General features: G+C 54.4%; 11 protein-coding genes. 8 read left to right on the top strand and 3 right to left on the bottom strand.

Translation table 11 applies throughout. The features are described from left to right. Positions 1–228: 228 nt before the first annotated feature. On the top strand, positions 229–807 hold the full coding sequence (gene syd, locus HCH_RS32200; RefSeq protein WP_011395828.1) for a SecY-interacting protein: 579 nt from the start codon (positions 229–231) through the stop codon (positions 805–807). Positions 808–828: 21 nt separating this feature from the next. On the opposite strand, the gene ampE is transcribed toward syd, so the two are convergent. From ampE to HCH_RS08705, 3 genes are all read right to left on the bottom strand, one after another. Continuing rightward, positions 829–1,710, bottom strand: coding sequence for a regulatory signaling modulator protein AmpE (gene ampE / locus HCH_RS08715; RefSeq protein WP_011395827.1), 882 nt, complete (start codon positions 1,708–1,710; stop codon positions 829–831). A gap of 4 nt (positions 1,711–1,714) precedes the next feature. Beyond that, on the bottom strand, positions 1,715–2,287 hold the full coding sequence (ampD, locus tag HCH_RS08710; RefSeq protein WP_011395826.1) for a 1,6-anhydro-N-acetylmuramyl-L-alanine amidase AmpD: 573 nt from the start codon (positions 2,285–2,287) through the stop codon (positions 1,715–1,717). Between the two features lie 177 nt (positions 2,288–2,464). Beyond that, complete coding sequence (locus HCH_RS08705; RefSeq protein ID WP_049780880.1) at positions 2,465–4,795, bottom strand: DUF1631 domain-containing protein; 2,331 nt, start codon at positions 4,793–4,795, stop codon at positions 2,465–2,467. A 382-nt stretch (positions 4,796–5,177) separates the two neighbouring features. Here HCH_RS08705 and HCH_RS08700 point away from each other — a divergent pair, with 382 nt between their 5' ends. From HCH_RS08700 to HCH_RS08670, 7 genes are all read left to right on the top strand, one after another. Continuing rightward, a complete protein-coding gene (locus HCH_RS08700) occupies positions 5,178–5,675 on the top strand; it encodes a retropepsin-like aspartic protease family protein (protein ID WP_238384982.1) in 498 nt (165 codons plus the stop codon). Positions 5,676–5,685: 10 nt separating this feature from the next. Continuing rightward, positions 5,686–6,522 (top strand): carboxylating nicotinate-nucleotide diphosphorylase, encoded by an 837-nt coding sequence (gene nadC, locus HCH_RS08695; protein ID WP_011395823.1) that lies wholly within the window; start codon positions 5,686–5,688, stop codon positions 6,520–6,522. Between the two features lie 196 nt (positions 6,523–6,718). Then, entirely contained in the window at positions 6,719–9,457 is a 2,739-nt protein-coding gene (locus HCH_RS08690; protein WP_011395822.1) for a bifunctional diguanylate cyclase/phosphodiesterase, read from the top strand. 25 nt (positions 9,458–9,482) lie between these two features. Next, positions 9,483–9,722 carry a DUF1289 domain-containing protein gene (locus HCH_RS08685; protein ID WP_011395821.1) on the top strand — a complete coding sequence of 80 codons (240 nt, stop codon included), beginning with the start codon at positions 9,483–9,485 and terminating at the stop codon, positions 9,720–9,722. Between the two features lie 12 nt (positions 9,723–9,734). Continuing rightward, entirely contained in the window at positions 9,735–10,313 is a 579-nt protein-coding gene (gene thpR, locus HCH_RS08680) for an RNA 2',3'-cyclic phosphodiesterase (protein ID WP_011395820.1), read from the top strand. Positions 10,314–10,372: 59 nt separating this feature from the next. Then, positions 10,373–10,927 (top strand): lysophospholipid acyltransferase family protein, encoded by a 555-nt coding sequence (locus tag HCH_RS08675; RefSeq protein ID WP_011395819.1) that lies wholly within the window; start codon positions 10,373–10,375, stop codon positions 10,925–10,927. Between the two features lie 56 nt (positions 10,928–10,983). Next, on the top strand, positions 10,984–11,649 hold the full coding sequence (locus HCH_RS08670; protein ID WP_011395818.1) for a uracil-DNA glycosylase family protein: 666 nt from the start codon (positions 10,984–10,986) through the stop codon (positions 11,647–11,649). Positions 11,650–11,696 lie beyond the last annotated feature (47 nt).

The raw sequence follows: 11,696 nt of genomic DNA, 5'->3' as shown, positions 1-11,696 counted from the left end.
ATCACCTCTCCGCCCTCTTCTAAAAGGAAGGGCTTATTAATGGCCGCATTTCGACGCCCATTGCCCGCCGCTAAGGTTTATCCGTATTTTTATCAGTGCTTCCTTTCTGCAAAGTTTAGCTTAAATATTGGGAGGAACTTGCAGGATACTGACGACTCCTGCATTCTTTCGCATGCTTTTTGTAAATTAACGCATCTTTAGAAAGGTTATAGTGGATAGAAAGGTTATATGGGCCAACATGAAGTTACTGCGCGCCTTAGCGAGCTGACCAATACGTTTATCGAGCGCCACCACTCTTCGTCGCGACAACGTCCCTGCATTCCGCTCAATGAAGACACCCGCTACATGCTGGACTCTCCCTGCGTGGAGCATGTCGATGAAGAAGCCGGCGTTTTCTACTGGACGCCCAGGCCGCACATGGACTTCACTCTTTTCGACGGGTTGGAGCAAGGCCTGGAAGTCGCCATTCATCCTTCCATCACTGCGTTTTACGGCAGCTATTGGAGCGACGGCCTTTGGTGCTCAAGTCCGTTTGGAGAAATCAGTCTGATTCAACTATGGAATGAAGATGACATGGAAACCCTGCGTGAAAACCTATTGGGCCACGCCTTTCAGAAAAGCAAGCGACGTCAGGGGCTAACCTTTTTCATCGGGCTTACTGCTGACGACCGTATCGTCACGGTGGATAATCACTCCGGCGAAGTCTACCTGGAAGAAGCCGGCCGGCCGCCGCAACGCACTCTCGCCGCCAGCCTGGGCGAGCTGCTCAGAGAACTTGAGCCGACGCTTACGCCCTACACGGGGTAAGCGCTTCTTGCACGGGGCCTTTTACCCCATATGTCCCGCCACCGTCAGCAACGCGATTAGAATAAACCAGATAATCATGGCGCGATTCAGCAAATCTCTAATCGCGCACATTTGTTTCACTTCCAGAGCCACATCCTGCCCCTCCCTTTCGCTGGGCGCCGCCAGCGGATAAATTTCCACCGCGCCGCCAGCCGCCTTGCGCAAGACGGTAAAAGCATCAGCATGAGGATCGATCATGTCATTGGCGGAATGTTTAATGGCGCCGCCGAAGTTGCCCGCCAGCGCAAAGCTCAACGCCAGCAATCGGGACGGAATCCATTCCAGCGCCTTGTATACGGTAGTCATCTGCTGCGGCACATAGACGGAGGGATCGCGCCCAGCGACGTGAGCCAGCCTGGCAAGCAGCGCCCCGACAGGCCCTATCGCCATATACCAGAAAATCACCATGAAATAGCGTACAAAGGTTTGATACAGATACTGGGAGCAAGCGGCGTAGTGGAGCTGCGCAGGGCTCATATTCTGGGCGTCGTCAATGTGAATCTCCGCCTCTTCCAAAGTCCGAAAGGCCGACTGAAAACGCCCTTCCCGCCACTGCTGCAGATATATGTCAATCGACTGCTTGAGAAACCCGCACCCCAGACAGAGAAACAACATGACAATGTGCACAAACAAAGTCAGAAACCCGAAGAATACGTCCTCGGTCAAACGCAGAACGATAAACAGCGCCAACGCCGGCGCCGCCAGCGCAATCAGCAGATAGAAAGGCGCACTGTTGCGAACCACCGGCAGACGCAACTCGAAAAAGGTCAGGAAGCTTTTCGCCCACTGGTCGTGCCGCCGGCTCAGAGTCAGGTTCAGCCTCTTCTGCATGATGTACGTCAGCAGCAAAACCAGAAATTTCATTTGATTATCCTTCTTCGTTCAACATCAGTTTTCTAAGTTTAGGCCAATCAAACGCAGGTCCGGGATCAGTTTTACGGTCCGGCGCGATATCGCTGTGGCCAACCACCCTGTCCGCCGTTATCAGGGGAAAGGCCTTGCATACGGCCTTCGCAATGCGCGCCAGCTGCCGATACTGGATCGCCTCGTAGGGAATATCGTCCGCGCCTTCCAGCTCAACGCCAATGGAATAGTCGTTGCAGTTATCCCGTCCGAGCCAGGACGAACGCCCCGCATGCCACGCCCTTTCATGCAGCGACACAAACTGAATAACTTCGCCGTCGCGACGGATGAACAAATGCGAAGAAACCTGTAAATGACTGATCTGCCTGAAATAAGGATGGGCCTCGCAGTCAAGACGATTCAGGAAGAAATCACAAACGTACTCACCACGAAACTGAGCGGGAGGCAAACTGATGTTGTGAATCACCAACAGGCTGATTTCCGCATCTGCCGGTCGTTGATTGAAATTAGGCGAAGGCATTCGCTTCGCCAGACTCAACCATCCCTGAGCGTCTATTGTAAATTCAGAATTTTCCACAGGTTTTGGCCCAGTTAAGGAAGCGCAGCGAAATCAGAACTTTAGATAGAGTTTAGGCGTGGATCAAGCCTGTCGAAAGAATTAGGCTGGGGAGAGCGGGTATGAGAGGGAATACAATGAGGACAATTCATCACCTGTATGCCGACACCGACCCCGTCAATGGGATCGGCGGGCAGATCATGATTTCTTGGGGGTTTCCTTGCGCAGAGTGCCGATAACGGATTCCAGCGCGCGGTCAAACAAAAGACCGTCATCCAGCAGCGCCATACCTCCGCTCTTCAGGGCGATCGCCAGTCCCATACGGCTTTTCTCCGCCACTTTGACGCCCATGCGATTTACGAAGATGTATTTACCCGTCGTCTGAATGATCGCCACCAGTTTGCAGCGATACTTCTTGTCTTCGCCTTCGTTGATTTCCACCCAGGTGCCAATCTTCAGGCGGTCAACCAACTTCAGACTGTCTTCATCCGCTTCTACTTCCACCGCCGGCTCTTCATTGTCTTCTTCAATCAGGACAATACGGGCGGGCGCTTGCGCCACTGGCTCGGCCGGCTCAACTTCCGCGACCGCCACAACCTGCTCAGGCGCGACCTCAGGCTTCGGCTTCGGCTCCTGCTCTTTGCGTATCGCCACCGGCGGCTCTGGCGTTTTCAGCACTCGCATGGCGGCCTGGATATAGGCGTCTTCGTTCTTAACAGCAGGCGCGGACGCCACCTCCAGCGTTTCAACCTCCACCATGTCTTCGTCATCCAGCGTCACCTCTTTCGCCAGACGCTGTTGTGTAGTTTCCGACAACACTTTCTGCAGCTGACGCAGGGTTTTATCCAGCTCAAACGGCTTGTAAGCGGTTTGTTGCAGGCCAACGCGCAGCTCTTCCATCAATTTTTCCACCGCCGCGACTTCCGGCGCTTCCCCGCTAGTATCATCGGGGTCGCAACCTTGAATCAGTCGGGCCGCCACAGACTGAGCCTGCAACCAATCGGGATGCTCTCTGCCGCTTTTCAGCTGCAGCAACACCATATAATTGCTCCAGCCTTCCTTTAATACTTCCATCACCAGAGCAGGAATATTCTTGCCGGCCAGCATATCGTTCAGAACATCCTGCACCACTTTCTTGGCGGCGTCGGATTTGGCCCGCCCGACTTCCGCGTCGCGAGTGCGCTGCTCCAACAGATGGCGGCGCTTCTTATCACTCTCACGGAAACGAATGAAGTCTTCCAGCACTTCGTCAAAGATGGTGATGTCGTTGTCGAACTCCGTCACCAGACGCTGTACGACTTCCTCCAGCTTGGCGAGGAACGCATCAGGTTCGCCTGGCGCTTTTTCAGTCCAGCCAATAGATGCTGTGGCCATTTCATTCAGCAGTCTGCGCGCAGAGTGGCCGCCCTGATTAAAGAAGGTGCGATCCAGCAACGCCACTTTCAGAATGGGAATCTGCAAACGCGCAATCACCGCGCGAATTGCCGCGGGCAATTGGCGATCATCCAAAATGAATTCAAACAACATGGTGACCAGATTCATCACATCCTGGTCCAAGCGGCCCACGGAAGCCCGTGGCTGCCCTTCCTTGCTGAGGACCGCGCGCTCCATCAAACCCATGAAGTTGATCAGGCCATTATCAGACAACGCCGTCGCCGGGGCCTTGTTGGTGGTTTGCAGACGAGACAGTAAATTTAATAACGCAGTTTGCTGGACAACAGGCAAATTTACCGCCGCCCCCGCCGCACCCGCCATTTGAGCGTCAGAAAATTGACGCATGTATTGCAGGGGGTCGATTTGCGGGTCCCATCCGCCTTCATTGTAGTCGCCCACAGCGCCCGTGTTTTGATCGATCACAGAACCGCTGGCGTGAGGTAAATTAACGCCGGTGCGACGCACGCTGCGGCTGGCGCTCAGGTCAGGCATTACGCCCTGCTCAGCCAGGAATTTGTTGGCGGCTTCCAACACGGCTTTATTCTGCGTCAGCACGTGTTTTTCAAATAGTTTGAAGAACACCAGCTTGGCGCGGATGCCCAATTCCAGCTCTGCGCAGGCGGTAACGAAGTTGGTTACCATGCGCAGAGGGCCAAGCGGGTTGTTTTCCTCTTCCACGCTGACATCAAACAGCAACGAATCCAAACGAATAGTCAGGTGCTCAAGGTCACGGCCGATTTCGCTTTTAAAGCGGTTCACCATGTTGTCGATGGCGACCTGCTCTTCCAGCTTGTCTTCCTGCACCAGGGTCAGATTTTGAGGATCAAAATTGGCTTTCAGCATCCCTGGCTTTTGCACTTCGAGAAACTGGAAATCGCGGTTGTAATACTGCATGAAAAGCGCTGCGATGCGCTCTTTCTTCAGGCGGATTTCACGCATGGCGTCAAAGAACAACGCCTGCTCAGAGTTGGTCGCGGACTTGTCCGCCAAGTCAAAAAACGAGTCGTCAACTTGCTCAAATAACCTGTCCAGGAGTTTACGGTTGTGCTCGCCACAACGGTCGCGTAACTTGATTAACAGTGCCGGTAACTTCACACCCTTGACAGCCTCTTGCTGACTCCTTGAAACGTCAAGACGGACAACTTTCGAACTCGTTGACATACTTTCTCCCAACTAGCACTTCCTGACAACAGGTAACCACATGCATTGCTTGACAAAATACGTCACAAAGCGACGTAATATTGTCCACGGTGCAAGTATATACCGTCACTATACCGTCTTTTGTCACAAATTGTTGCCAGGTGACACTGGTCACACATTAACCTATACCGCTTTGAAAGCCTTGAATTAATTGCCTCTTGTGAGACTCCGTTTATAGGTTATTATGACCTGCCTTGAAGTATTATCCGGTATCCAAATCAAGCCCGCAGTTATGAGTCAAAATAATCCCTCACAGGTCCGCGGAATCGGAAAAGGAATGTTCATTGCCGCCTGGATCGTCGGCATTCTCCTGCTAACCCAGTTTTTCGACTTCTGGGAAAAGAAGAGGCAGAATCCCAATCAATCCCCCGTGATAATCCAGTCCGCCAGTGGCGCGCAGGAATTGGTCTTACAATCCAATTATCAGGGGCACTACCTGACGACCGGACTCATCAACGGAGAGAAAGTGGACTTCCTTCTGGATACCGGCGCCACTACCGTAGCGGTGCCCGCTGAACTGGCGGAGCGCCTGCAGTTGCCAAAGCTGAGCCGCGGCTACGTACAGACCGCCAACGGCGCCGTCGAAGCTACTCGCACTTATTTGAAAACACTGACCATTGGCCCGTTTGAACTGCATAACGTCGAGGCCAGCATTCTTTCTTCGATGACGGAGGAGGATGAAATTCTGCTTGGCATGAGCGCCTTGCAGAGACTGTCGTTCACCCAACGTAACGGCACGCTGATTTTATCGCCGAATTCACACACTACACTTTGAGCCTTTATATATGTTGGAACAACTCATTCAACCCGCCATTCAACAAGACGTAGAAAAAGCCCTTGCGGAAGACATCGGTTCCGGCGATATCACCGCCATGCTGATTCCTGCGGAGCAGCACGCCGAAGCAAGAGTCATTACTCGTGAAGACGCTATCGTCTGCGGCGTAGAGTGGGTTAACGCTGTTTTCGCCAAAGTCGATCCGGACTGCAAGGTGGAATGGAAATTCAAAGACGGCGATCAGGCCCACGCCAATGACGTGCTGTTCACCGTCAGCGGACGCGCACGATCGCTGTTGACGGCGGAACGCACCGCGTTGAATTTCCTGCAGACCCTTTCCGGCGTGGCGACCCAGGCGCGCCAGTACGCCAATATGGTCAGCCACACCAAAGCCAAAGTGTTGGACACCCGCAAAACCCTGCCGGGCCTTCGAGTGGCGCAGAAATACGCCGCCTCCTGCGGCGGCTGTCGCAACCACCGCATTGGTCTATGGGATGCTTTCCTGATTAAGGAAAATCACATCATGGCCTGCGGCTCCATCCATAATGCAGTGGAAGAGGCTCACCGCATCGCTCCCGGCAAACCAGTGGAAGTGGAGGTGGAGACGATGGAGCAACTACAGGAGGCCCTGAGCGCCGGCGCAGATATCGTCATGCTGGACAACTTCAGCATTGAACAAATGGCGCATGCTGTCGTCGTTAATCAGGGGCGCGCCAAACTTGAAGCGTCCGGCGGCGTCACCTCCGAAACCCTGGCGGCGATCGCAGAAACCGGCGTGGACTTTATCTCCATCGGCGGCGTCACCAAGCACTGTCGCGCCATTGATCTTTCCATGCGTCTGATCTGATGATACAGCGCCGGCAAGCTTCCGACGAAACGCGACAAATCCCTTTACGTTCAGTTACGTACAGATACATATCGTTGCAGTCATGATGTCGTCGGAAGCAGTCTGATTACACTATAGTTTCTTTATACGGTCGCAAATTCGCGCTCAAACTGACTCAGGGACACAGGGAACAGCAGCATCCGGTTCCTCATAAAACATGCCAGATGACAACGGCCTGATAAGCAACGACTCCCCATCAACGTCGGGACGCGGCGACTGGCGAACTTTGCTTATCGTTACCGTAGTCGCTACTGTCAGCGCGCTTTCCGCCGGCTTATTCATCTCCGTTGAATCTCTACCCTGGATCTGGCCCAGCGCCGCTGTGTGCGCCATCGCCTATTTCCATTACGGACTGCGCTCTCTGCCGGTTATCATTATCGCCACAATCACCGGCGTGCTGGCGTTATGGCGTCAGGAATATCCTCATTCACTGATCGCCGCACTCCCCCTTACCGCAACCATTAGCGCCCTGCTGTGCGCACAGCCGATTTTGTTGAAGCGCCTGTATCTGCTTCTGCAGACTAACGTCACTCCGCCGCACTCGGAAACCCGTTTATGGAATCTGCTGGCCAGCCTCTTCCTGAGCTCACTGGCCGCAAGCCTGCCTATCGCATTGTTGGTAGGCGGCGCTATACCTGGGGAAGCGCTGCTGCAGACAACGCTTTATCTCCTGTACAGCATCGGCATGCCTATCCTGCTGACCGTTCCGGTCTACACCCAGTGGCGTCGCAGGAAAGAGTTCTACTCTCTCGCCGTCGACCGGATTTGGGAGGTGCTGGTCTGGACCGCCCTGCTCATCGTAGCCGGAGGTCTGCTGATCAAGAATGGCGGCATGGCTCTGTTTTTACTTCTTCCACTGTACGCCTGGTCAAGCCTGCGCTTTGGCCGTTTTGGCGGCGTACTCGCAGTCTGTCTGTCCGGACTCGCAGCCCTGTTAGCTTATGGCTACGGCGATACCAGATATAACTCCCTCGCCCACTTCAATCTGTTTCACAGCGAAGTGGCGGTGATGACCATATTCAGCCTCTATCTGTCTGCGCTCGCCGCCGATCGCGCCCGGGTGGAAGACGCCATTGAGCAACTGGTGCAGCGACGCACCCGCGAACTTGAAGCCGTCAATCAGGAGTTGCAGGACGAGGTGCACATACGCAAACAGGCGGAGCGCTCATTTCGCACATCAACCCGTCGCTACCGCGCCATTATCGAAACAGCGGGCAGCCCTATTATCGTCATGGATAAGAATTTCCGCATCGTGCAGTGGAATGGCGCCGCCAGCCGACTGTTCGGGTACCACCGGGAAGATATTTACGGCAAAAATTACATCACTTGCTTTGTGCCGAAGGCGTTTCAAGATGAAACCGCCTGGAAAATCACCAAAGTGCTGGAAACCGGCGTCCCAGTGGAAAACCTGGAGAGCGAAATGACTGCAGCGGATGGCGGTTCCCACGTCATGCTCTGGAACATCAACCGGGTGGTCGACGTGGACGAAGAGCTGACTCAGGCGATCATTATCGGCCAGGACATCTCCACCATCCGCGAAACCCAGAACCAGCTGCACTTCCTCGCCCACTACGATGTGCTGACCGGCGCGGCGAATCGCCGCCTGTTTGAAGACCGCTGCCGCCAGGCTTTGAAGCAAGCCTCTCGACGGCAACATGACGTCGGCTTGATCAGCCTGGACATAGACCACTTCAAACGCATTAACGACACACTGGGCCATGACGCCGGCGATGCGCTACTGCAGGAAATCTGCCGTCGTCTGGCGTCCTGTGTGCGGGAGGAAGACACTATCGCCCGGCTTGGCGGCGATGAGTTCGCTATCCTTCTGAATCGGGTGAACGGAGCGGAAGACTGCGACCTGGTAGGCCGCAATCTGCTGGAAGCCATTACCAGGCCAGTTGATCTGCCGGGACAACAACTGGTGATCACCACCAGTATCGGGGTCACCGTGTCGCCCCGGGATGGCGTGGAATATTCTGTATTGCTGAAAAACGCCGATATGGCCATGTACCGCGCCAAGAAAGCCGGCCGCAACAATATTCAGATGTATCAAAAGGAGATGAACGACGAGCTGACGCACCAGATCAATACGGAACAGGAGCTGCGCGCAGCCATTTCCGGGCACCAGTTCGATATCTATTATCAACCGCAGATAGATCTGGAAAACCAGCATATCGTCGGACTGGAGGCCTTGCTGCGCTGGCGTCACCCCAAGCGTGGCGTGCTGGCCCCCCATGAATTCATCTCCGTGGCCGAGCAAACCGGACTACTGCCCGCCCTGGGCGAGTGGATCTTCTACAACGCCTGCCTGCAGTGCCGGGCGATACAGGCGATGAGTCGCTCCCATGTACAGGTGGCGATCAACATTTCCGCACGCCAACTGCACCACCCTCAGATGGTGGAAACGCTGAAACGAGTCATCGCTGAAATACGCGTCAACCCCGCATTTCTTAATTTGGAGATCGGCGAACAGGTGTTGGTGAATAATCCCGCAGAGGCGGCGGAAATCTTGGGCGGACTGAAAGAGATTGGCGTCAATATCACCATCGACAGCTTCGGCTCCGGTCTGTCTTCGCTGTCCAATCTGGCCCGGCTACCGGTGGATGCGGTAAAAATCGACCGCGCCCTCACCCGCAATGTGCCGGGAGACGACTATGACGCTGCTATTCTTGAGACTCTGCTCAGCATCGCCAGCCGCATGCATATGCGCGTCATCGTGGAAGGCATAGAAAGAACCGAACAGGAAACCTTCTTCCGTAACCACAATGTTCGCTACGTACAGGGACATCTGTATTCCCTGCCCATGCCTTCTGATCAATTGCCGGAGTTCTTTAACGCCCTCAAGCAAGGCGTACTCAACCCGGAAGGCGGCCAAATCGGCCTCCCGCTGAACTGAGACAAGCCGTCAGAGCGAGTCGCTTATGTCTAAACGCTGGCCCCCGTCAATGCCCCCACAAGACTGGTGGAGCGGCGCGAGCAAAGTGCCAGGCCAAAGCGACGCCAATGGCGAACCCGCTAATCCCTGCGTCCGTAACTGTTGCCTGGATGAGAACGACGTCTGTTGCGGCTGCAAGCGCACATTGCAGGAAATACTGGATTGGAGCAGTTATTCCTTAGCGCAAAAGCGGAATCTGCTGAAGCAGCTTAAACAACGCCAATAACCGTATCAAACGATGAGATGCTTTTTCACTCTGGTCCCTCCCGCTAGCGTAAAAGAACGCCTGCTTACGGAAATTGAGCGCCTGAAAGCGCTACATCCAGAGCTATCGCGCCACTATCGTTGGCAAACAAGGGAACAACTGCATATCACTCTGCATTTTTTTGCGGACCTCGATCCGGAGGTAGCGCAGCGCCTTGTGAAAGATATCCGTGAAAGTTTGCGTCATTTCCCATCATTTTCTATCGCGTTCGAGGCGATCACGCCCTTTCCCAGCGCTCAGCGCGCAGGTTATCTGACTGCGCAGATCGCAGCCAATGATCGTTTGCTGTCGCTGCATGAATGCATCAGGTCGCGCATAGCGAGCGCCGGGGAGTCTGTAGACAAACGCAACTTTCGTCCCCACCTTACCTTGGCCAGAGGACGTTCCCGACGTCAGCGTCTGGATATGCGGGCCGACTTAACCGCCCCACTCCACTTTGACGTCACGGCCGTTGAACTCTATCAGAGCACCCAGGGAGAAAGCGGGTCCATCTATCGCAGTTTGGCGACCATGGACTTGAGTACCCGCTCAGAGGGTTGTGAGTTACAATAGCGGGCTGAAACCTTAAAAGTGGCTCCGATCCACACCATTTTTTCTCGGAAATAACGGCAATGTTGTACCTGCTTTCAAAACTTCTTTTCAAATTCAGCGGCTGGACTTATGACGAAAAACCAGAGTTGTGGGAAGATAAGCAAGTGGTGATCGGCTTTCCTCACACCACAAATATGGATGGGGTGCGCATTCTGGCGCTGTTCTGTATTTACCGCCGCAAGCTGCACACACTGGTTAAAAAGGATTTGTTTGTGTGGCCTTTCTCCTGGTTCCTTTCCAAATTCGGCTGCATCCCCGTAGACAGAAGCTCCAAAACGAATCTTGTCGATCAGATGCGTCAGGAGTTCGCCAAGCGCGCCACCTTTACGCTGGCCATCGCGCCAGAAGCCACCCGCAACAAAATGAAGGAAGAACGTAAACCCATACGCACCGGATTCTGGCATATCGCCAAAGCAGCCGGAGCGCCGATTATCCTGATGATGTCGGACAGCAAACGGAAGCGCGGCCGAATTCTGGGCAAAATATTCCCATCGGAATCCCTGCGAGACGATCTAATGAAGATCAAGCAAATATACGCTGATCAGGGCGTAGACGTACTAATAGGAGCCACCTGAGCCGCCCAACAAGCGAGTGCGCGCAACTCTGCCCAGGAAAAGTCTTCGTTGTATGGATGATCAGGTTCGCAGACAACGAAACCATATTTACCCCCGAGACGATGACACAAAGACGGATAGACACAACAGATAGCGACAACGAATTAAGCCGATTATTGCAGGATGTTCGCGCATGTCGCCTGTGTGAGCAGCATTTGGAGCCCAACCCAATAGTGAAAGCAGGCTCCACCGCCCGCCTGATGATCATCGGCCAGGCGCCAGGAACTCGCGTGCACGCCACAGGCATTCCCTGGAACGACCCCAGTGGCGATAGACTGCGCGCATGGCTGGGCCTGGACAAAGAGACCTTTTACGACACTCGCCGAATCGCCATCATGCCGATGGGGTTTTGCTATCCCGGCAAAGGCCGCAGTGGAGACCTGCCGCCGCGAAAGGAGTGTTACGAGCACTGGCACCACAAAATCCTGGCGCGCCTGCCTCGTCTGGAGGTGTTTCTACTGGTGGGGCTATATGCGCAACAAGCTTATCTGCCAAACGCCTACAAGAGCTTGTCGGAAAACGTCAAACACTGGCGCGACTGGTATCCTCGACTGATCCCGCTACCGCACCCCTCGCCTCGCAACACCCTATGGCTGAAGCAACGCCCCTGGTTCGAAGAAGAGGTGATCCCGCAAGTCCGGAATCACGTGCACGACTTACTTATTAATCAGGCAGACAAATAGCTTCCTTCTATTTGTCTGCTATTTGTCTGCAACGACAGGGCCTGCCC

It is taken from the genome of Hahella chejuensis KCTC 2396, from assembly GCF_000012985.1.
Lineage (GTDB): Bacteria > Pseudomonadota > Gammaproteobacteria > Pseudomonadales > Oleiphilaceae > Hahella > Hahella chejuensis.
This window is presented reverse-complemented; position numbering and strand designations above follow the sequence as displayed.